The sequence below is a fragment of the Janthinobacterium sp. ROICE36 genome, assembly GCF_002869965.1.
GTDB lineage: Bacteria > Pseudomonadota > Gammaproteobacteria > Burkholderiales > Burkholderiaceae_D > Janthinobacterium.
On the sequence record NZ_PEBS01000045.1, the window covers coordinates 1 to 20,311 of the forward strand.

Genomic DNA, 20,311 nt, shown 5'->3' on the forward strand with positions numbered 1-20,311 from the left:
TAGCAAGAAGTGGACGATGCCAATACGGGACTGGAAAGCGGCACTGAACCGCTTCGCCATCCAGTTTGAAGACCGGGTACCGCAGACTTAAACGAAAAACCGTTTACACAGAATTCAGTACACCCCCCGTAGTGTTCCCGTGTTTTGTCTGGTGTAATGAGCCCCGTCAGGCGGCCGAGGCCATCATACTCATAGCTGCTGACGTGGCCCATGGCATCGCGCGCAGCCGTCAGTCTTCCCTGCTTGTCGTAGCTGTATTCGCTGCTGTAGCCGGAACAGTCCGTATAGGCGGTCAGCCAGCCCAGGCGGTTGTACTGAAAGTGTTTGCTGCCGCCCCTGGCGTCTATCCATTCCACCAGCTGGCTGCGCTGGTCGTAGCAGTAGCGCGTGACGTGGCCCAAGGCGTCCGTGATGCTGACGGGACGGCCTGCCGCATCGTATTCGCGCAGGGTGGTGTTGCCCAGCGCATCCGTGAAGGCGACGGGCTGGTTCTGGCCATCGTATGCGATGCTGCTCCTGTGTCCCTTGGCATCGGTGCTGCGGGTCAGGTTGCCGGCTGCGTCGTAGGCATAGCACGTGGCGGCGCCGTTGGCGTCGATATCAGCCAGCAGCATGCCATCGCGGTCCCACTCGCGCCGGCCCAGCGAGGCGGCCTTGCCATCGATGACGCGGCGCACCTCGGTGACCAGCCAGTTGGCGTCGAATGTGTATTCGAGAACGCTGCCGTTTTCCGCGACGCGGCTGGTGTCGTTGTCCACGTAATCGATGCGCGTGTGCTCGCTGCCATCCCGGGCGCGCGTGGCGATGGCGCGCGCCTGGTAGCTGTTGGCCAAGCTGACGGGGTGGCGCTGCGCCAGCTCCGATTCGCTCAAAGGGGAACCGCGCCAGCGGGCGCGCAGCGCATCCAGGCTGATCCATTCCAGCGCGTAACTAAAACCCGTGTAGCTGCTGCACGACATAAGCAGGTGGTGACGATAGCTGTAGCGGCGCGTGTCACCGAGCGCATTCGACTGGCTGATCAGGTTGTGGCGTGGCGCGAAGGGCGGCTGGCCATCGTTCGTCTCAACGGCATAGACGTAGCGGACGTGGCAGAGGCGGCTGCCGTCGGGTAATACCTCGTCGATTCTCCCGATGTGGATAGCCTTTTCCGTCTCCCCGCGCATGGCTTCGAACACGCTGCCATCGTCGCTGCGCAAACGCAGCAGCACTTCGCCCGGTTTGGCATCCATGCATCGTTCGATGCTGATGCCGCGTCCATCGCGCCCCTCGCTGCGCACGAGCGCAAAACGCTGCGTGGCAATCGGCGCCGACGGGGCCAGCATGGCATTGACGCCGTCGTAGCCGTGCGGCAGCCATCCGCCTTCAGCGTGCGCGTAGCAGTCGATGCTGCCGTCGCGCCACAGCACGGTAAAGGTGTCGGCGCTGTCGCGCGTCAGCGTAAAACCTTCCTTGCGGCTATCGTGCCGCTGGCCCGCTTCCAGGTGGGGCAGGCGCAGGGCGCGGCCGCTGTCGTCGTGAACCACGATGCCGGCGGCGCACAGCGACAGACTGGCGGTGTAGGGCGTGGACCAGCGTGCGCCTAGCAAGCCCTGGTCTTCGCATTCGGCACCGGAACGGTAGCAGCGCGTCCAGGCGATGGGGATGCTGCGTTCGAGCGCGAAATCCGTCTGGTACAGGATTTCCTGGCCCGTGCCGAAATGCACGGGCTTGCGGCCCTTGACGGGTTTTTTGCGGGGCCGCTATCCTTGGGGCAGCAGTCGGAGGGGGCTTCCGATTTCGGTTCCTTTTTGCCGCGGCTCTTGCCGTCGTCGCCGCCGTTTTTTGGGGGCGGTTTGTCGAGTTTGGGGGGCGGCTTGTCCGGTTTTTTGCCGACAATCTTTTCCTTGACCTTGTTGATGCTCGGTGCCGCTTTCTTGCCGAGAAACTTGCTCAGTATTTTTCCGCCGGGAACCTTGCTGAACACCGCCGTTTGCAATAATGTGCCTGCCGCATTCATGACGACCTCAGAGGCCGTATTGAGTAAATCAGGTATCTTGCCTGTCAATAGGTAGTCCGCCGCCTGGTCGAATACCGTGGCAGAGGCTTCCACTGCCGTTCCACTGGCAACGGTCGCCGTGCCGGCAACGGTGCCTGCTGCCGCCGCCGTTTCCATCGCGGCGGCAACGGGGGCGCCGACTCCCGTTGCCGCCACGCCCACGCCGGCGACTCCCAGCACGGCGCTGCCTGTCAGGACGGCGCCGCCCGCGTCCACCATGTCTTCGGCGGCGCCATGCATGCTCTTCGAACCATGCTCCTTGTAGTCTTGTGCCGCTTCCCGTATCGCCGCCTTCAGTTCCTTGAGCACGGGCTTGGCCGCCTCCGCGCCCCGCTCATAAATCTTGCCCACGGTATTGCGCGAATTCATCCATACTTCGCGCCCCATCTGCACCAGGTTGGCGCCGTTGGCGCGGTGGATGGCGCTGGCGACCTTGGTGTCGACTTGCTTGCCGACGGTGCCGCTCTTGACGCCGCCCGCCTTGCCGGCCGCGTCGCCCTTGACGGTGGGAATGATGCTGCGCTGGTGCAGGATGACGGGCTCGCTGTGCGACTTGACGTTGGGCGAGGCGTTCTGTGCTTCCGCAAACTCACCGATGATGCTGTAGGGAATAGGAGGCGTGCTGGAGCCGACGGGCGTCTTGCATATGTCGGGGCTGAGGCTGACGCAATAGAAGCGCGAGGCTTTGGTGACGGTTTCATTCGTCATGGGTTCTTGCCCTGCCCGGCCGCTTCGCTTATTGCTTCCTGCGCCTGTTCCAGCAGTTCGATGCGGGCGATCTGCGCCGGCTCCATCAGGTGCAGCAGGCGCGACGCGACCTGGCCCGCGTCGGCCGGCACGATGGCGCGCCACACCAGCTCCACAGTGGCCGCTTCGTGGGCGACCAGCACCGTATCGATGACCAGGCGCCAGACGAGCAACTGATCGTTCTTGTCCGCCAGCAGCAGGCACAGCACCTGTTGCGGCAGGGCGAAACGCAGCACCGTGTTGCCAAGCGGGTCGATGCGGGCCGAGCGATGGTCGTGGCGGCACAGGTTGGTCAGCGTAAATTGCTCCCGTCCCGTCAGGTGCAGACATTGCTGGTCCGGGGGCGTGCTGTTCCAGTGGGCGAAATCGAAGTCTTCCGGCAGGGTAGGGACTTCATCGGCATCCCATTTGCCCTTGGCGACGATGCTGCCGGCCAGTGCGCGGCGCGGCAGCCAGCCACGGCCGATAACGGCCAGCCCCGCCGGCGCGGGCAACTCCTTGTCGCCGGCGCCTTGCCAGAACTGGGCGGCCGTGCATGGCAGAGATGCATCCGTGATGCGCGGTGCGGGCACCTCATCGATCTGTTTCACGTCCAGGTGCCAGTGGCGCGCAAAACCCCGTCCCAGTGGATTGGCCTCGCAAGAGTCGTGCTTCGCCGCGGTGCAGTCATCGGCCTCGATGCGGCATAGGCCGCCATATGCGTAGGCGTAGTGCAGCGGCAGTTGCAGGAACGCTTCCGGCGCCGACAAGTGCCAGGGATTGGGCCGCAGCAAGCCCGCCGTGGCGATGCGGGCGCAGCCCTGCACCAGGCGCGTGAGGACGGCTTTCTTGCGGAAGGCGCGCTCGCCGCACACTTGCAAGGTCTTGTCGATCAGGGTCTTCTTTTCCGACCGCACCTTCAGGTTGACGAGAAATTGCGGCATCGCCTGCCCGCGCGGCGCGTGCGCCACGCCATTGACGATCACGTCGCAACGCGGTGTATAGGGCGCGAAGTCACTCTCCTGCACGGTGCCCGCCTGCGTGTCTTCACCCAAGTGCCGGTCTTCCGTGGCCAGCGGCGACTGGCGCGCCATGGGCAGCAGGCTGGCCAGACCATCGGCGCCGCAGGGGCCCAAGACGTAGCCCATGCGTGCCACCACCACATGAAAGGCCTCGCCGAATTGATCGACCATGTCGAACTGGCTGGCCGCGTGCGGCGTGCGGTTGTCGAAGAGCAGGTTGGGGATGTTGAAATGGGCTGTGCCGACGTCGTTCATCGTCAGCCCGGGTTGTGGTCGATGTCGTCGCCATGGATCTGCACCTTCGACCTGCCGCGGATGATGATTTCATCGGCAACGAGTTCGATGCGTCCCGGCGTGATGGTGATGCTGGACGTGCCTACCGTCATCGTGTGCGAATCGGTGGCCGTGAGCGTGCTGTCGGCGCCGACGATGACGCTTTTCGCCAGGCCGATCTGCTCCGCTTGCGCCAGCACCACGGTGGTGTTCATGGCGCCGATGACGGTGGTCTGGTAGGCGGCGCCGATGGTCAGCACCTTGGCCAGGCCGATCGTTTCGTCCTTGGCCAGGGTCACCCGTTCCGAACGGTGGCCGTCGATTTGCACCTGCTCGTTGCCGCCCACGTGTTCGCGGCGGTTGTCGCCGATGTCGATGTGTTCGTCATGGTCGACGCGCTCACGGCGGTTGTTGTGCACGGTGATGTCTTCATCGTGGTCCACCGTTTCCGTGCGGTCGCGCTTGACGTGCACCGTTTCATCGCGGTCGATGGTTTTGCGCCGGTCATTGCCGACCCAGTGCGATTCGTCGTGCTCGACTTCGATGCGCCGGTCTTTTTCCGCATGCAACCACAGTTCTTCCGCATCCTTGCGGTCGTCGAAGCGCAAGGCGTTGGCATGCGCGGCGGAACCTTTTTTTGACGAGCGGCTCAGCATGCCGCTTTGCGTCTTGTTGGTCGGTAGCTCCCATGGCGGCATATTGCGCGCGTTGTAGACGCAGCCGATGATGAGGGGCATGGCGACGTTGTCGTCGAGAAATTGCACGGCCACTTCCATGCCCACCCGGGGCAGGCTGATGTGGCCGAAATTCGGCCCGGCCCAGGTCGATATCACTCTTATCCACGGCGAACTTTTGTCGTCGAAGCTGCCCAGGCGGTCCCAGTGGAATTGCACTTTGACTCTTCCGTAACCGTCCGTATGGATTTCTTCGCCGGGCGGCCCGACCACGGTGGCCGTCTGCACGCCGTAGATCTTCGGTTCGCGGCTATGGAAATTGCGGCCCGGGCGCCAGGGAGTGGCGCGCGGGATGCAGCTAAATGTGTTGCTGTAGTGCGAGGTGGCGCCGTGCCCTTGCTGATAGTTATTGCTGGCGTAGTGGTGCACGGACAGGATCAGGTACTCGCTGGCTGCGCTGTCGAAATGCCCGTCCAGGGTGAACCAGCGTCCCGGCTGCGCCGTGCGGTCATTGCCCTGCGCCTCGAACAGCTGGCTCTGGGCATCAAGCTCTTCCATGCGGCGCCGGGCCAGAGCTTCGCCATCGTCGAGGTTTTTGAAACCGTAGCTGCCCGTGTTTTCATACACTTCCAGCGCGGGCACGGCGCCTTGTTTGTTCAGCGAGTCGCCGCTGGCGCGGGCGCTGCGCGGGTTCTTGAAATTGAAGCTGGCCACCGTCATCCGGGCCGGGGCCATGCGCCGCACCGTGCGCCATTGATGCACGCCATCGTCCTCCAGGGAACCGGCCTGGTGCTGGAAGGGCATGGCGCTCGACTCTCCATCGATGGGCTTGCCGCTAGTGCTGTCGTCGTCCAGCCACAAGGTGTGGCCGTCAGCGCCGCCACCGTCAGGCCGTGGAAGGCGACATTGTTTTGCCACAAGTGCAGATGCGCCAGCCATGGCTCCAGCACCATTTCATAAAAGGCAAAGCCGCCGTCCGTGCGCAGGAAGCGGAACTCGAACACATAGCCATTGAAGTAGCGCAAGCTGCCGTCTTCGCGCACCAGTTCGATGGTCACCATCTTGCCCATCACCTTGTCGAGCGCGATGGTGGCGTCGTCGGACAGCACTTCCACCACATGGGAAAAGTCGCGCGACAGGCTTTCGCTGGCGGCCAGGCTGTTGGCCAGGAACTGGATGCCGGCGGGGCCGTCGCCATGCGGAAAGTGCAGGCGCAGCAAGCGCTGGCCCTGCATGTCGCCCACCAATGCCGTCCATGCCGCCGTCGTATCGGGGAACTGGCTCATCGCGCATCGCTTCACGGTTGGAATCGTTGACCGACTGTAGCAATAGCGAACACCAGCGTTTTGCGCGGACGCAAGCTTCAATCGTTGAGTGAGGGCATCAATTGCATTTCGTAATGCATGTCGTCGCGGTGGCGCGGTGATGCCGCAGCGCCGAGGAAACTGTCGCAGCCGAGGCTGCCTTGCCCGGTGGCCGTCAATGCCAGTCCCCGCACGTCGCTGGCGCGCAGCACCAGCACGATCTCGTAGCGCATGAGTGGCTGGCCGAACAGCATCAGCATGTGCCGCAGCGCCTCGCTGCCAGGGGCGCGCGGCAAAAAGCTGGCGTGCTGCCGCGCCGTGAGCGGGCCGAGGCGCAGGCGCACGGCCAGGTCGGGGCGGCGGCAGCGCTCGCCGACGGTGGCGCGCTGGCCCAGCACGGCATTGGCCATGCCCAGCGCCGTTTGTTCGCGCGGTGCCAGCGCGTCCATGCCTCCCGTCGCTTCGGTGATGTGGCAGGGCACGCCAAAGTGCTCGCCGAGGATGCGCGCCATGACGATGGACGAGATGTTGCGCTGCTGCAGCAAGCCGCTGTACAGGCCGATCGCCGCCTGGTCCTGGCTCTGGCCCGGTTGGCACGCTGCCAGGGCCAGCAGGCGCGACAGGAAGGCGCCGCTGTGGCCGGCCTGCTCGATGCGGTACTTTTGCCACGCCTGGTAAAACAGGGCAACGGCGCGACTGGAAAACAGGTCGAGAAAAGCGCGCGCGCTGGTGTCGCGCTCGCTGTACTGGTGCGCGGCGATGCGCTCTGAATAGTGGCTGGGCAAGCTGCCCTGGCAGCCCAGCAGGCCAATGAAGGCGGGCGTGAGCTGGATGTGCTGGCTGTGGCCGGACAGCAGCGCTTGCAGCAAGGCATCGGCATCGGTGATGCCGTTTGTCGCCAGCGCCTCGATCTGGCTGGCGGGAAAGCGCAGCGAGACGCTGTTGTCGAAGCGCAGGATATTTGCCAGTGCCGTGTGCTCGTCGATGCCGTGTTCGGCCAGCCACGCCAGCAGCAGGCGCAGCGCCTGGAAGCACTCGAAGCGCTGCGGCGCGTCGAGCAATTGCTGGATCACGCTGGCGTGGCGTCGGCGCTGCGTTCCGGGCATCGCAGGAGTTCCTCGCCGCTGCGCTGGGACAGCAGCGTCAGTTGGCTAAAGCAGTTGAGCTGGCTGTTCAGGGCGAAATAGCGCTGCAGCACCTGGGCAAAAATATAGATGCTGCTGCCGACGAAGGCTTGCTCGTCGATGCCCAGGCGGATGGCGATACCGGGCATCAGGGTGGGAAACGGCACGGTCGGCATCCACGCGCGCGTGCTGCTGTGTTCGAGCGTGACGATGCCCTGGATCAGGCGCTGCGTGGTGGGCGAGCGGGGCAGGTCGTACAAGCTGAGCATTTTCTGGAATTCGCCCAGGCCCGCTTGCGTCAGGCTGGCGTAATTGAGCGACAGGTGCGCAATCAGGCGCCAGTGCGTGTCCGCCTGGAAGCGCATGCTGGGCGTGGGCTTGCGCAGGAAGCGCGCGGGGATGCCGTCGGGCACGTCTTCGGCCAACAGGTCGCCGCCGGGCAAGCCGTAATGCAACTGCGTGGGCAAGTCGCGGTTGCTGCACAGCAGCTGCGTCGAGACGGTGGCGCAGGCCGCGCTGCCTGGTGAAAACTGCGGGTCGATCAGGCTCAACCGCATTTCATGGCCGGGACTGACGGCTGCCACGGCTTCGTCGCGGCGCGCCAGCCAATATTGGCCATGCTCGGCCTGGGCGCCTTGCAGCGAGGCATACAGCGGCAAGAAGGTGCTCAGGCGCTCGCCGGCCTCATCCTTGCGCACCACAGTGACGGCATCGATGCTGTGGATGTCGTAGGCAAACGCATGCGTGGCATCGGCCAGCAGGGCGTAGTCGGGCTCGGTATGCGTGAGGCGGATCGGCACGCCGGACTTGGCAAACAGGTTGACGACAGGCGTGCATCCCAGCAAGAGGTTGCCGGGGCTGACGCCGGACAATAGCCGTGCCTCGTGGCTGTCGCTGCGCACGCCCTGGAGCGGCAGGTGCAAGGTGAACTGGCGGCAGTGTTGCGGCAGCAGGGCGGCCAGCCTGGACCAGGCGATATCGATGAAATGAAATTTTTCCGGAAAGGCGAAATACTCGGTCAGCAGGCGCAGCGCCGGGTGGGAACGGGCGGAAATGGGGATCAGCGCGTCGTCTTGCGCATAGCCGGGCGGCGCTAGCGGCGTGCCATCGACGGCCAGCCACGGGCTGTGTTCGTCCAGGGCTACATACGCGCCCGCGCCGCGCAGGAACAGGGCGTCGAGCAGGGCCGCGCGCACGGACGGTTCGCCATCGGCAAACAGACGCAGGCTGGCAAAACCCGGCTGATCCAGATGGTAATGATCGCTGCTGCTGCTGAATTGAATGCTGAGCAGGGCGCTGGTGCCAGCGGGCAGGCGCAGGCCGGGCGGCGCGTCGATGATAGCTGAAAAATACAGGCGAGAAATAGCCAGCGGCGCCAGGGTCACGTCATACGCGCTGGTAAATTTGCAGGCCACGCCTTGCACCGGTTGCGAGCGCAGCACCGTGCCGCGCGCAATATGCGCAAGCTGGGCCAGCTGGCCGCCGCCGGGCGCTTCGTCGGCAGCGATGCGCACGATGGAACACGCGGGAAAGGGGCGCAAGTAGTGCGGGTACAGGGTGTCGAGCAGGGAATGGGTGAATTGCGGATAGGCGTCGTCCAGGCGTTTGGCGACCCTGGCCGTGAGCAGGGCGACGGACTGGATCAGGCGCTCGACATGCGGGTCTTCGCACGTCTCGCCGGCGATCAGCAGGCGCCCGGCCGCTTTCGGATAGCGGCTGGAAAACTCGCGCGTGTACTGGCGGAACAAGCCCAGCTCGCGTTCGTAATACGGCAATAGTTGTTCCACGGTCGCGCTCTCCGCCAGCAGGAAAGCTGCATGCTGGCATCAGGCGCGAAGGTGGGTGTTGATGCGTGACAATGATTCTTAGAAATGGTACTCCGCGCGTATCATCGGCGTCTTCGCCGTCTGGCCCACATTGCCCGTAGTCGCGGGCGAGTTGCCGAACTTGTTCTTCCAGTACTGGTATTCCAGGCCCACGCGGAAGGTGTTCTTGGCGCTGCCCAGGGCCGCCCCCACGTCGTACATCACTTGCATGTCGATATTCGTTTCCACCGCCGTGTCGCGCCCCACTTCATCCTTGCCTTTGGAATCGATGAGGTTAAAGAAGCCTTCGAACGAGAACAGCGGCGACAAGGGGATGGCCCAGGCGCCCGCCAGCATGGCGTGCGTTTTATACGTGTAGCGGCCCGTCACTTGCGAGATGGGCGGGAAGGCGCCGCTGGGGGCGTTGCTTTCACGCAGCAACAGCAAGCTGGTGTTGAAGAAGCCGGGCACGTCCCACATCAGGGTGGGGCCGGCCACCAGCATGCGCTTGCGCGAGTTGTAGCCGACGTCATTTTTCGTGTTGACGTCGAAGCCCAGCGTGACGCCGAGGCCGCGTACGGGGCCGAACTTGATGTCGCTGCCGCGCACCTTGCCGATGTCGATGGTGTTGCGGTACACCAGATACGCCTCTTGCGCGCCGGACGTTTTACCCAGCGCGCCAGGGTCCTTGCTGTCGGAAATCAGGAAATCGAGGTTGACGAAGTTGCTGCCGTATTGGTAGCCGCTGGCGTGCGTGATGGCAAAGATGTTTTTCTTGATGTCGTCAGGATTGAAAGGCTCGCGGTAATCATTGCCGGCGCGCCAGCTCAGTGCGGTATCGCTCCATTCGGCAGCCTGGGCGGTAGCGCCCACGCCGAGGGTGGTAGTGAGGCAGAGCAACAGACACGGTAGGGTTTTTGGCACTTTCGGCTCCTGAAGGCGGTGTTGGAAAACGGGTATTCGGGATGGCAGGGCGCGTAGCCCGCGTGCAACACTGCGATGTAGCAACTGCGCGCCGTTCAATCCATGATGCGAGCATCGCCGCATCGGGCGATATGTATTTTCTGCATACTTACTATCATTTCCTGCATATAATCATCGCACCTTCTCACCCTTGCGGGGCGAGGCGGCTGCTGTAAAGCTGATAATTTTTTTCAAAATTGTATACAGGTGTTGTTTTTTTGTGGAAATAGAAATGCGCGCCGCCACGCCCGCCCCCAAGCGCTGCGGATGCCGATAGGATAGAGCGACCAGCTTGATTTTTCCCACCGGCGACCCTGCAGCGAGGCACGAAAAAAACAATGACGGCACGCCTGGAATTACACGACATCAGCAAGTGCTATCCATCCGTGGTGGCGAATGACGGCATTCATCTCACCGTGGCGCCCGGACAGATCCACGCCGTGCTCGGCGAAAACGGCGCCGGCAAATCGACCTTGATGAAAATCATCTACGGCGCCGTGCAGCCCGATGGCGGTCGCATCCTGTGGAATGGCCGCGAAGTCGAGATCACCAACCCGTCGGCCGCGCGCGCGCTGGGCATTGCCATGGTGTTCCAGCACTTTTCCCTCTTCGATACGCTCACCGTGACGGAAAACATCGCCCTCGGTTTGCCCGCCGGCACCAACATGACGGAACTGGCGCAGCGCATCGAGGCGACTGCGCGCCAGTACGGCCTGGACCTGGAACCGCAGCGCCACGTGCACACCCTGTCAGTGGGTGAATGCCAGCGCGTGGAAATCGTGCGCGCCTTGCTGGCCAAGCCGCAACTGTTGATCCTCGATGAACCGACGTCCGTGCTGACGCCGGGCGCCGTGGAAAAACTGTTTGGCACCTTGCGCCAGCTGGCGGCCGAAGGCTGCAGCATCCTCTACATCAGCCACAAGCTCGACGAGATCCGCGCCCTGTGCCATACGTGCACGGTGCTGCGCGCCGGCAAGAATGCGGGCGTGTGCGACCCCTCGCAAGAGTCTGCGGCCAGCCTGTCGCGCATGATGATAGGCGCCGAGCCGCCCGCCGTCACACGCGTGGCGCGCACGCCCGGTGCCGTCATGCTGAGCGTGCGGCGGCTGGACTTGCCGAAGAGCCATCCGTTCGCCACGCAATTGACAGACATCAATTTCGACGTGCGCGCGGGCGAGATCGTCGGCATCGCTGGCGTGTCCGGCAATGGCCAGCAGGAATTGCTGGCGGCCCTGTCCGGCGAGGACATGCGCGCGCCCCCCGCCAGCATCGTCCTGAACGGCAGCCAGGCGGGCCGTTTGCCGCCGGGACGCCGGCGCGCCCTGGGCTTCGGCTTCGTGCCGGAAGAAAGGCTGGGGCGGGGCGCCGTGCCCGACATGGGGCTGGCCGACAACGTGTTGCTGAGCTTGCAGACACCCGCCACCATCCGCCACGGCTTCGTGCGCCACAAGGTTATCGCGCAGCGGGCGGCCGCCATCATCGCCCGCTTCCAGGTGAAGGCGGGCGGGCCGCAGGCGCTGGCGCGCAGCCTGTCGGGTGGCAACTTGCAGAAATACATAGTCGGACGCGAAGTCATGCGCGAGCCCACCGTGCTGGTGGTGGCGCAGCCGACCTGGGGCGTGGACGTGGGCGCGGCCGCGCAAATCCGCGCCGAATTGCTGGCGCTGCGCGACGCGGGCTGCGCGCTGCTGGTCGTATCGGAGGAACTCGATGAATTGTTCGACATCAGCGACCGCCTGCTGGTGATGGCGAAAGGAAAAATTTCCCCGTCTCTGGACGTGGGTGAGGCCAGCGTGGCGCAGCTGGGGCAATGGATGAGCGGGCTGTGGCCGCAGGAGGCAGTCCATGGCTAAGTTTGCCTTGCGCCTGGAAGCCCGTCCCACCCCGTCGCGCCTGATGTCGTGGCTGTCGCCCGTGCTGGCCGTGTTGCTGACCGTGCTGTGCGGCGCGCTATTGTTTATTGCGCTGGGACACGATCCGCTGGCGGGACTGGCCGTCTTCTTTGTCGAACCCCTGCGCGACGCGCATGGCTGGTCCGAGCTGGGCATCAAGGTGGCGCCGTTGCTGTTGATCGCCGTCGGCCTGGCCATCTGCTTTCGCGCCAACATTTATAACATCGGCGCGGAAGGGCAGCTGACCCTGGGCGCCATCTGCGGCGGTGCGGCCGCCCTGTACCTGGACGATGGCGTGGGAGGCCCGGCCGTCATCGGCGTTTCCCTGCTGGCCGGCATGGCGGGCGGCATGGCCTGGGCGGGACTGGTGGCCTGGCTGCGCGACCGCTACAACGCCAGCGAAATCCTCGTCTCGCTGATGCTGGTGTACATCGCCCAGTTGCTGCTCAGCTATCTCGCGTACGGCGTGCTGCGCGACCCGGAAGGATTCAATTTTCCCCAGTCGAAACTGCTATCCGACGGTTTGCTGTTGCCGATGCTGATCAGCGATACGCGCTTGCATGTGGGTATCATCTTCGCCCTGTTGGCCTCGCTGGGCGGCTGGCTGTACTTATCCAGAAGCATTGCCGGCTTTCGCCTGCGCGTGGGCGGCATGGCGCCCGCCGCCGCCCGTTATGCGGGCTTTTCCTCGCGCAAGACCTTGTGGTCGTCGTTGCTGATCTGCGGCGCCCTGTCCGGCCTGGCGGGCGCCTGCGAAGTGCTGGGGCCGATGGGGCAGCTGACGCCCACTGTCTCGCCCGGTTACGGCTTTGCCGCCATCATCGTCGCCTTCGTGGGGCGCTTGCATCCGGTGGGCGTGATTTTTTCCAGCTTCGTCATGGCCCTGTTTTATATCGGCGGCGAACTGGCGCAATCGCGCCTGGGCTTGCCCAGCGCGATCACGGGCGTGTTCCAGGGCATCTTGCTGTTTGTCTTGCTCGCCTGCGACGTGCTGATCCAATACAAATTGCGCTGGAGGAAACATGGATAACCTGGCCTTGACGATAGCGCCCCTGATCGCCGCCAGCATCAATGCGGGCACGCCGCTGATGCTCGCCGCGCTGGGGCTGCTCGTCAATGAAAAGGCGGGCGTGGTGAACCTGGGTGCGGAAGGCATGATGCTGGTGTCGGCCATCACGGGCTTTGCCGTGGCCGTCAACACGGGCAACCCCACCCTGGGCTTTCTGGCGGGGGCGGGCGCCAGCATGGTGCTGTCCGGCTTTTTTGCCTGGCTGACCGTGTGGCTGGGCACGAACCAGTATGCGACGGGCCTGGCCTTGTCGCTGTTTGGCGCGGGCGCCTCCACGTATATCGGCTTGAACTATGTGGGCAACAGCTTGCACAACGGCAGGTTTGGCATTCCCTTCCTGGAAGACATTCCCGTGCTGGGGCCGGCCCTGTTTCGCCAGCATGCTATGGTGTATCTGTCGCTATTGCTGTGCGTGGCCATCGCCTGGTTTCTGTACCGCACGCGGGCGGGTCTGGTGCTGCGGGCCGTGGGCGAGTCGCCAGCGTCCGCGCATGCGCTCGGTTACCCCGTGCGCCGCATCCGCCTGGCGGCCGTGCTGTTCGGCGGCGCCTGCTGCGGCCTGGCCGGCGCCTTCTTGTCATTGGTCTACACGCCGCTGTGGGTCGAGGGCATGGTGGCAGGACGCGGCTGGATCGCGCTGGCGCTGACCACCTTTGCCACCTGGCGCCCGGCGCGCGTGGTGGGCGGCGCCTATTTGTTTGGCGGCATCACGATATTGACTTTCCATGCGCAGGCGCTGGGCGTGCCCATCGCCTCGCAACTGCTGTCGATGCTGCCGTATGTGGCGGCCATCGTCGTGCTCGTGCTCATTTCCAGCAATGCCAATTACATCAAGCTCAACATGCCCGCTTCACTGGGGAAAAATTTCAATCCCGGAAATTAATCACGCATCACAAGGAAAACCATGTCCAAGAAACTATTGTGCGCCGCCGTTTGCAGTGCTGTTTTGATGCCTGTCATGGCCGCCGCACCGGCTGTTGCCCCATTGAACGTCGGCTTCGTGTATATCAGCCCCATCGGCGACGCCGGCTGGACCACCCAGCACGACCAGGCGCGCAAGGAAATGGAAAAGGCGCTGGGCAACAAGATCACCACCAAGTATGTGGAAAACGTGCCGGAAAGCGCCGATGCGGAGCGCGTGATCCGCGACCTGGCGCAAACGGGCAGCAAGCTGATCATCACGACCTCGTTCGGCTACATGAATCCGACCTTGAAAGTGGCGAAGCAATTTCCTAATGTGAAGTTCATCCACCTGACTGGCTACAAGACGGCCGTCAACGTAGCCAATACGAATGCCCGCTTCTACGAAGGCCGCTACCTGGCCGGCGTGTTGGCAGGCAAGATGAGCAAGACCCATGTGGCCGGTTATGTGGCGGCGTTTCCCATCCCGGAAGTGTTGCAGGGAGTTAACGCCTTCACGCGCGGCATGCGCAGCGTCGATCCCAAGGCGGAAGTGAAAGTGGTGTGGGTGAATAGCTGGTTCGATCCGGGCAAGGAACGCGACGCGGCCATCACCCTGATCGGCCAGGGCGCCGACGTGGTCACCCACCACACGGACTCGACCGCCGTGGTGCAGGCGGCCGAAGAGAAGGGCAAGTATGCGATCGCCTACCACTCGGACATGAAAAAGTACGGGCCGAAGGCGCAGTTGGCCGCCGTCACCCACCATTGGGGCGAGTACTACACGAAGCAGGCGCAAGCCGTGCTGGACGGCACGTGGAAGTCCAGCAGCACCTGGGGCGGCATCAAGGATGGCATGGTCAAGCTGGAAGGCATCAACGCTGCCGTGCCCGCCGACGTGAAACAGTTTGTTTTGGCGCGCGAGAAAGACTTGGTGGCTGGCAAGCTCAATCCTTTCAGCGCGCCGATCAAGGATAACGATGGCAAGGTGCGCCTGGAGAAAGGCGTGCTGGACGATGCGGCGCTGACGAAGATAGATTATTTTGTCGAAGGCGTGGCAGGGAAAGTTTCCGGAAAGTAATAGGAGTGGCTGTAAACATGCTGTAATATTGCCGGAAACGGGAGCCGGGCCGGAAGCGCATTCCCGGCCCACCCACACAGCAGAGCCTGAATAGGCCCGTACCGGAGATTGACCCATGGACAGACTGGAAGTATTCAAGATTATCGCGCTGCAAGCGAGCAAGGGCGAGCTGACGTTCCCCGCCAACGTCAAGGTCACCTTGAAGCTGCAGGAAGCGCTGGATGACCCCGATTGCCATATCGAAGCGGCCGCCCGCATGGTCATGGCCGAGCCGCTGCTATCGGCGCGGGTCGTGGCCTTGGCCAATTCGGCCGCCTATAACCGTTCCGGCAATGAAATCGCCAATGTGCGCGCGGCAGTCTCCCGCCTGGGTTTTGCCACCTTGAAATCGATGGTGGCGTCCGTCATCGTGCGCCAGCTGGGCAGCCAGATCACGGACCCGCAATTGCGCGCCAAGTCGGCCAGGCTGTGGGAGCACACGGCCCACGTGGCCGCGCTGAGCCAGCTCATCGCCAGGAAAGTCACGCATGTGGACGTGGAAACGGCCATGTTTGCCGCCATCGTGCACGAAGTGGGCGGCTTTTATCTGCTGTCGCGCGCCGAGGAATATCCGGGTTTGCTCGACGACAATACGGAAGACTGGATCGAATACGGCGAAAAACTGATCGGCCGCGGCGTGTTGCGCCAGCTGGAAGTGCCCGACATGGTCTTGCAAGCCGTGGAAGGCATGTGGCATGGCGGCAGCCCGTTCCCGCCCCGTACCCTGGGCGCGACCCTGGTGCTGGCCAACGATCTGTCGCCTGTGGGCTCGCCCCTGCATCCGCCAGAAAGCGCGGCGCGGCGCCAGGCGGCGGCGAAGATCGACTTCGGCATCGGCGGCAGCACCCTGCACACCATACTTGAGGAATCGGCTGAAGAGATCGAATCGCTGGCGGCCGCCTTGCTGGTGTAACTTACTCGGCCATGAAATCCCCGCCCTTGTTGCGGGGATTTTTTTCGTCCGCATTTTGCTGCGCTTGCCCCATGGCATACAATCGCCGGCTCGGCTATCCGCCAGACCGCTTTCCTCCTCTTACCCAAAGGATCTTATGCAGAAGCTGTTTTCTTCCCTCGCCTTGACTGCGCTGGCGTTTTCCGCGCACGCCGCTGCTGGTTTGCCCGTGGTACAGGAAGCGCCCCTGCGCGCCCACCTGGCCTTCCTGTCCGACGATTTACTGGAAGGCCGGGGCACGGGTCAGCGCGGCGCCGACTTGACGGTGGCCTACCTGGAAACCCAGGCGCAGATGGCCGGGCTGCGCCCCGTGCGGGGGAACAGTTATCGCCAGAGCGTGCACATCGCCGGCGTGAAATCCTTGCCACAAGACAGCAGTTTGCAAGCCCTGGCGGGCGGCAAGGCCGTGCCGCTGGCGTTCGGCCCGGACTGGGTCTGGGCCACGGGCGACTCCGTTGCCGCCCATACCTTTGATGCGCCGCTGGTATTTGTCGGCTACGGCATCACGGCGCCGGAAGAGGGCTGGAACGATTTCAAAGGCGTCAATGTCAAAGACAAGATCGTCGTCACGATGGTCAATGACCCGCAACCGACCACCGCCGAGCCGAACCGCTTCGCCGGCAAGGCGTTGACCTATTACGGCCGCTGGACGTATAAATTCGAGGAAGCCAGGCGTCAGGGCGCGGCTGGCGTGTTGCTGATCCACACGAAACCGTCCGCCTCGTACGACTGGAGCGTGGTGCAGAATAGCTGGAGCGGCAGCGAGCGCTTCCAGTTGGCGGACCGTACTGCCGGCACTCCCCTGCAGGGCTGGATTGCGGAAGACGCGGCGCGCCGTCTGTTTGCGGCCGGTGGGCAGAACCTGGACGCCTTGCGCGCGCAAGCGGAAAGCAAGGATTTCAAGGCCGTCGCGCTGAACGCCAAGTTGTCGGGTGACATGAAATCGGCCGTACGCAAGGTGGAGCAGTTCAATATCGCCGGCATGGTGCCGGGCACCGACCCGACATTGAAGGATGAAGCCGTCATCTACAGCGGCCACTGGGACCACCTGGGCAAGCAAGGCAAGGATGACGAAAAAGCCGGCGACACGATTTACAACGGCGCCGTCGACAACGCTTCGGGCACGGCCGGTTTGCTGGCCATGGCGCAGGAAGCCGTCAAGAAACCCGCCAGGCGCACGCAGATCTTCCTGTGGGTAGCGGCGGAGGAACAAGGCTTGCTGGGCAGCGCCGCCTATGCGGCCGACCCGCTGTGGCCCCTGGATAAGACGGCCGCCGCGCTGAACCTGGATAGCCTGAACTTTGTCGGCGCCACGCATGACATCGGTGCGCAAGGCAGCGAGCGCACGGAACTGGGCGCCATGGCGGTCACGGTGGCGAAAGCCATGGGCATGCACATTGCGCAAGCGCGTCCCGACCTGGCCGGCGGTTATTTCCGCAGCGACCATTTCAGCTTTGCCAAGGCGGGCGTGCCCGCGTTTTCCATCAATGGCGGACGCGAGTACATCAAGGACGTGGCAGCGTCGAAAGCCAAGGCGGCCCCCTACGGCCCCCGCTACCACCAAGTCACCGATGAGTATGACGCCAGCTGGGATTTGTCCGGCATGACGCAGCAGGCGCAATTCACCCTGAACCTGGGTCTAGCCGTGGCGAATGCGGCCAGGATGCCGGCTTGGAAGGCGGGCGACGCGTTTGGCAAGGCGCGCGGTCAAGCGAAGTAACTGTCTCGGCATAAAAAAACCGCGCAAGCTTGAGCGGTTTTTTTTTGCGCCTCAGCTCGCCCGTTCCAGCCTGCGCTGCGTGTGGCGGTACTTGCTCCACACCAGCAGCAGCAACAGCGGCATGGCGCCCCCCACGGCGCACAGGGCCGGCCAGCCGCCGGCGGCAAAGCTGGCACTGGCCAGCGCCGAGCCTGCCGACGCGCCGATGAAGCCGCCCGCGATGAACACGGTGGTCACGCGTGCCCGCGCATGCGGCGCCAGCTTGTAGATGATGGACTGGTGCGTCACTTGCAAGCCCATCACGCCCATGTCCAGCAGGACGATACCGATCAGCAATAACATCAGCGAATGGGCGCCAAAGCCGATCAGGGCCCAGCCCGCGATGGAGGCGACGGCCAGCAGCCACGTGGCCTGGCGCGCGTAGCCGCGGTCGGCCATGCGGCCCGCCGTGTTGGCGGCGAAGGCGCCCGTGGCGCCCGCCAGACCGAACAGGCCGATCTGCATTTCCGAGTAGTGATACGGCGCGCCGCTGAGCAAGAAGGTCAGGCCCGTCCAGAACACGCTGAAAGTGCCCAGGCCCAGGCCCGAGAACAGGGCGCGCTGACGCAGCAAGGGTTCCTGGCGGATGATGTCGGCCAGCGAAGCCATCAGCTTGCCGTACTGCAGTTTGCCACGCGGCGCTTCATTTGGCAGGATGCGGCGCAGCATGACGAGCAGGGCGGCCACGACGATGGCCGCCAGCACGTAGACGGTGCGCCAGCCGCCGCTGATCTGCGACACCGTGCCGGAGACAGTACGCGCCAGCAAGATGCCCAACAACAAGCCCGTCATGACGGTGCCCACCATGCGGCCCCGGCTATGGTCGGGCGCATACGAAGCCACCATGGCCGTGACCACCATCAATGCACTGGCCGTGATCCCCATCAAGACGCTGGCGATGGCGAAGACGATAATATTCTGGCTGGTAGCGGCCAGCAGCAGGGCGCCTATCTTGGCAATCAGCATCCACGTCAGCAACTGGCGGCGGTTCAGCACGTCGCTGAGGGGGACCAGAAAAACGATGCCCAGCACATAGCCGATCTGTGTGGCCGTGACCAGATAGCCCGCTTGCGGCACACTGACGCCAAACGAGGCGGCCAGCATGGACGTGAGCGGCTGCACGTAGTACAGGCTGGCGACGAGCACGCCGGCGGACAGGGCAAATAGCAGGATGCGGGTGGAGCTCAGCAGGGCGCTGGCATCGACGGAAGATGGTGCAGATTTCATGCGATACGACTTTCTTGGAATGACGCTTTTGGATCAGCATGATAGCGGGGCTGTACATTTCTTGCCGGGCAGGGCCGATTTTGCGGTTGGGTGGCAGGTAAAAATGCCAGGTAAAAAAATCCCGGCGATCGGTGCCGACGGCCGGGAAAAGGGTATAGAGGGATATACCGAGGAAGGAAACGTTCAGTTACTGTTGCTGCGCCAGCTCCGCATGTACTTGCGCCGTGATTTCATACGAGCGCAGCCGGTGCTGGTGGTCGAAAATTTGCGAGGTAATCATCAGTTCGTCGGCACCTGTTTCGGCAATAAAGGCGGCCATCTTCGCCTTCACCGTGTCCGGCGCGCCGATCGCCGTGCAGGACAGGACGGAGTCGAGCATGGCGCGTTCCTGCGGGCCCAGCTGTTCCAGATAGCCGGGCACGGGCGCTTGCAAGCGCGACGGGCGGCCCGTGCGCAGGTTCACGAATGCCTGCTGCATCGACGTGGCGCGCAGGTGCGCCTGCGCATCCGTGTCGGCGGCAAACACGTTAAAGCCCAGCATCACGTAGGGTTTGGCCAATTGTTTGGAAGGCTTGAAGTGTTCGCGGTAATACGCCACGGCTTGCAGCATCATTTGCGGCGCGAAGTGCGAGGCGAACGCATACGGCAAGCCCAGGTGGGCGGCCAGCTGGGCGCCGAACAGGCTCGAACCGAGTATCCATACGGGCACTTTCGCGCCCTTGCCGGGCACGGCCAGCACGCGCTGGCGCGGCTCGTCGGACATGTAGTCGATCAATTCCAGCACGTCTTGCGGGAACTGCTCGGCGTCGGACTGCAGGTCGCGGCGCAGCGCGCGCGCCGTCGTCTGATCGGAGCCGGGCGCGCGGCCCAGTCCCAGGTCAATGCGGCCCGGGTGCAGTGCTTCCAGCGTGCCGAACTGTTCTGCGATGACCAGCGGCGAGTGGTTCGGCAGCATGACGCCGCCCGCACCCACGCGGATGGTCTTGGTGCCGGCTGCCACATGGGCGATGACGACGGCCGTGGCGGCGCTGGCGATGCCGGGCATGCCGTGGTGTTCGGCCAGCCAGTAGCGGTTGTAGCCCCAGCGTTCGCCGTGCTGCGCGAGGTCCAGCGTATTCTTGAACGATTGGCTGGCGTTGCTGCCTTCGGCGATGGGCGCGAGGTCGAGTATGGAAAATGGAATCATGGTAGCGATATCGGGACGTGGAGGAAAATCACAATGGACGATTTGTCTGTCCCCTGACGCTGGCAGGGTCAGCCGAGACAGCGTGGCGGGGAAGACAGGCTGTGCACATGATAATGCGAATCGGGAATTTGCGTACTGATCGGTAAAAAACTCGTATCGATGGCAAATTGGTGTCGGCGATGCTAGCTTGTGCCTCGCCTCTTGATACGCCCCGCCAAGTTCAAAAAACCTGTCCCGCGGCGCTGGAAGCGGCTATTCCGCTCGTGCTGCAGCAGGTGCA

General features: G+C 63.8%; 15 protein-coding genes and 2 pseudogenes. 6 read left to right on the forward strand and 11 right to left on the reverse strand.

What is annotated here, in order from left to right:
• Nucleotides 1-1,550: 1,550 nt before the first annotated feature.
• The 9 genes and pseudogenes from CSZ94_RS29435 to CSZ94_RS28075 form a co-directional block, all read right to left on the reverse strand.
• Nucleotides 1,551-1,703: pseudogene (locus tag CSZ94_RS29435) on the reverse strand (DUF6531 domain-containing protein); the annotation flags it as partial.
• 689 nt (nucleotides 1,704-2,392) lie between these two features.
• A pseudogene (locus CSZ94_RS29440) lies at nucleotides 2,393-2,743 on the reverse strand (DUF4150 domain-containing protein); the annotation flags it as partial.
• Nucleotides 2,740-4,038, reverse strand: coding sequence for a DUF2169 family type VI secretion system accessory protein (locus CSZ94_RS17955; protein ID WP_102122758.1), 1,299 nt, complete (start codon nucleotides 4,036-4,038; stop codon nucleotides 2,740-2,742). The gene CSZ94_RS17955 and the pseudogene CSZ94_RS29440, both read right to left, overlap by 4 nt.
• Before the next feature lie 2 nt (nucleotides 4,039-4,040).
• Nucleotides 4,041-5,555, reverse strand: coding sequence for a type VI secretion system Vgr family protein (locus CSZ94_RS17960; RefSeq protein WP_258001066.1), 1,515 nt, complete (start codon nucleotides 5,553-5,555; stop codon nucleotides 4,041-4,043).
• Nucleotides 5,447-6,016, reverse strand: coding sequence for a contractile injection system protein, VgrG/Pvc8 family (locus tag CSZ94_RS28785; RefSeq protein WP_258001062.1), 570 nt, complete (start codon nucleotides 6,014-6,016; stop codon nucleotides 5,447-5,449). Before CSZ94_RS28785 ends, CSZ94_RS17960 begins: the two co-directional genes overlap by 109 nt.
• A 77-nt stretch (nucleotides 6,017-6,093) precedes the next feature.
• Nucleotides 6,094-7,140: a type VI secretion system baseplate subunit TssG gene (gene tssG / locus CSZ94_RS17965; RefSeq protein ID WP_102122759.1), complete on the reverse strand. Its 1,047-nt coding sequence runs from the start codon at nucleotides 7,138-7,140 to the stop codon at nucleotides 6,094-6,096.
• The gene (tssF, locus tag CSZ94_RS17970) at nucleotides 7,104-8,945 is read right to left on the reverse strand and encodes a type VI secretion system baseplate subunit TssF (RefSeq protein ID WP_102122760.1); all 1,842 of its coding nucleotides are present in this window, start codon (nucleotides 8,943-8,945) and stop codon (nucleotides 7,104-7,106) included. The genes tssG and tssF overlap by 37 nt, the downstream gene beginning before the upstream one ends.
• A 78-nt stretch (nucleotides 8,946-9,023) precedes the next feature.
• Complete coding sequence (locus tag CSZ94_RS17975) at nucleotides 9,024-9,887, reverse strand: outer envelope protein (RefSeq protein ID WP_374703592.1); 864 nt, start codon at nucleotides 9,885-9,887, stop codon at nucleotides 9,024-9,026.
• 171 nt (nucleotides 9,888-10,058) lie between these two features.
• Nucleotides 10,059-10,232: a hypothetical protein gene (locus CSZ94_RS28075; protein WP_180977526.1), complete on the reverse strand. Its 174-nt coding sequence runs from the start codon at nucleotides 10,230-10,232 to the stop codon at nucleotides 10,059-10,061.
• A gap of 32 nt (nucleotides 10,233-10,264) precedes the next feature.
• Between CSZ94_RS28075 and CSZ94_RS17980 the strand changes: the two genes are divergently transcribed.
• The 6 genes from CSZ94_RS17980 (at nucleotide 10,265) to CSZ94_RS18005 (ending at nucleotide 17,579) form a co-directional block, all read left to right on the forward strand.
• Complete coding sequence (locus tag CSZ94_RS17980) at nucleotides 10,265-11,779, forward strand: ABC transporter ATP-binding protein (RefSeq protein WP_102122761.1); 1,515 nt, start codon at nucleotides 10,265-10,267, stop codon at nucleotides 11,777-11,779.
• Nucleotides 11,772-12,848, forward strand: coding sequence for an ABC transporter permease (locus CSZ94_RS17985; RefSeq protein ID WP_102122762.1), 1,077 nt, complete (start codon nucleotides 11,772-11,774; stop codon nucleotides 12,846-12,848). The genes CSZ94_RS17980 and CSZ94_RS17985 overlap by 8 nt, the downstream gene beginning before the upstream one ends.
• Nucleotides 12,841-13,770 (forward strand): ABC transporter permease, encoded by a 930-nt coding sequence (locus tag CSZ94_RS17990; RefSeq protein ID WP_102122763.1) that lies wholly within the window; start codon nucleotides 12,841-12,843, stop codon nucleotides 13,768-13,770. Before CSZ94_RS17985 ends, CSZ94_RS17990 begins: the two co-directional genes overlap by 8 nt.
• A 21-nt stretch (nucleotides 13,771-13,791) precedes the next feature.
• A complete protein-coding gene (locus CSZ94_RS17995) occupies nucleotides 13,792-14,868 on the forward strand; it encodes a BMP family ABC transporter substrate-binding protein (RefSeq protein WP_102122764.1) in 1,077 nt (358 codons plus the stop codon).
• A 115-nt stretch (nucleotides 14,869-14,983) separates the two neighbouring features.
• Nucleotides 14,984-15,820, forward strand: a complete 837-nt coding sequence (locus CSZ94_RS18000; RefSeq protein WP_102122765.1) for an HDOD domain-containing protein — start codon at nucleotides 14,984-14,986, stop codon at nucleotides 15,818-15,820.
• A gap of 136 nt (nucleotides 15,821-15,956) precedes the next feature.
• A complete protein-coding gene (locus CSZ94_RS18005) occupies nucleotides 15,957-17,579 on the forward strand; it encodes a M28 family peptidase (RefSeq protein ID WP_102122766.1) in 1,623 nt (540 codons plus the stop codon).
• Between the two features lie 51 nt (nucleotides 17,580-17,630).
• On the opposite strand, the gene CSZ94_RS18010 is transcribed toward CSZ94_RS18005, so the two are convergent.
• A complete protein-coding gene (locus CSZ94_RS18010) occupies nucleotides 17,631-18,845 on the reverse strand; it encodes an MFS transporter (protein ID WP_102122767.1) in 1,215 nt (404 codons plus the stop codon).
• Between the two features lie 187 nt (nucleotides 18,846-19,032).
• Nucleotides 19,033-20,031 (reverse strand): LLM class flavin-dependent oxidoreductase, encoded by a 999-nt coding sequence (locus tag CSZ94_RS18015; RefSeq protein ID WP_102122768.1) that lies wholly within the window; start codon nucleotides 20,029-20,031, stop codon nucleotides 19,033-19,035.
• Between the last annotated feature and the right edge of the window lie 280 nt (nucleotides 20,032-20,311).